This window comes from Psychrobacter sp. T6-1 (assembly GCF_052258445.1).
On record NZ_JBQQFC010000440.1, the window covers coordinates 1 to 1,493 of the forward strand.

The 1,493-nt window shown below is 41.3% G+C and carries 2 protein-coding genes; one reads left to right on the forward strand and one right to left on the reverse strand.

The genetic code is table 11. From position 1 onward, the window contains the following. A partial coding sequence (locus ACTXGO_RS13615) for a thioredoxin family protein (protein WP_443574900.1) occupies positions 1–872 on the reverse strand: 872 nt, incomplete at its 3' end. A 418-nt stretch (positions 873–1,290) separates the two neighbouring features. Here ACTXGO_RS13615 and ACTXGO_RS13620 point away from each other — a divergent pair. Continuing rightward, on the forward strand, positions 1,291–1,493 hold a 203-nt coding region (locus tag ACTXGO_RS13620), incomplete at its 3' end, for a YdcH family protein (RefSeq protein ID WP_443574901.1).

A 1,493-nucleotide genomic window follows, 5' to 3' on the forward strand; every position in this document is an offset into this window, starting at 1 on the left:
TTGTACTCTTGGATATGCTTGACAAAATCCGCTGACAAGTTCGTACCGTTAGTCAAAGGCACAGAAATCAAGTTCTCGATATCTTGTGTGTCCTTAACCTGACCACCGATGCGATCGGCGACCATCGTCACCTTTAGACCTTTACGCGCGGTATAAATCGCCGCGGCAACGCCAGCGGGACCTGCGCCAATGATAGTGACATCTTGCTGCTCTAGTTGATCGCTATCGTCATCGCTACCCTCACCCATAAGATCAGGAAATTGCTCTTGCAACTTAGTAATGAGTTTAGCGGTATCAATCAAACCATTAGCAAACGGCTTACCGTTTAAAAATACCGCAGGCACGCCTTGGATTTTGTTTGCTTCTACTTGCTCTTGGAACAATGCGCCATCAATCATCTCATTGCTGATACCTTCGTTAAGCAGTGAGAATTGATTGAGTGCTTGCACAACCTCAGGGCAGCTGTGGCAAGACAATGATACATAAGTCTGAAACTCTAACGGCTGATTAAAGCGCTTGACTAGCTTTTGAATACCCTCATCTAATTTAAGCGTATGACCGCCCGCCTGCAAAATAGCTAGGATCAATGAAGTAAACTCATGCCCTCCTGGAATACCACTAAACACAATACCCGTATCGGTCAAAGTGTCGTCGATATGACTATAAACGGCAAAGCTAATCGGACTTGGCAGACTATCATCAGTCGCGGCTGGGTCAAAATTAATCTTATCCGTAGTGCCTGCGATCTTGGTCAAAAAATCGATAAGCTCAGCGCGTTTGCTATGCTCGCCGCTACCTAATACAAAAGTAATCGGGCGAGTCATGTTTTCGCTATAGCTCTTTACGGCGTCTAATAAACTTTGGTCTATCATGTTTGTTCCTTAATATTATTAATTAGGTAACGGCAACTATCAGGTTACTCGTCTAAATTTTTATGATTTGGTATGAATAAGAAGATAAATACTTAATGAGTATTAGGCTGTTGCCTTTTGATGTCCCTATTATCATAGGTTTGAGGGGTACAGACAAGCGGATAAACTCAAATCTTAAGTTTTAAAAAACCAATCGTTAATTATCATACGTTATTAAAAACAAAACCACATAAGTTTTATTGTCATGGTATCCACAGAATTTATTCGATACAATCGAGTAAGACCGATAGAAAAGCTACATCTATTTGTCTTCATATCGCCTACACAATAGATATGAATTCCATATTATCAAAGCACTCTACATGACACTTTAACTTGTAATGCGCGAAGGCTTGCGCTCTATAAAAAGGATGATCACATGAGAAAGACGGATACTTGGCAAGACAATAGAGAGATAATCGCTGAACTTAAGAAAAAGGATGACCACTTCGCAGTCATCTTTGATGAGCACACCCAGCTAGATCAGCAAATCAATCAGCTCGAAAAAGACAGAGTCACGCACGCTAGTCGTGATGATGAAATTGAGCAGATGAAACGACGAAAGCTACAGCTAAAAGATGA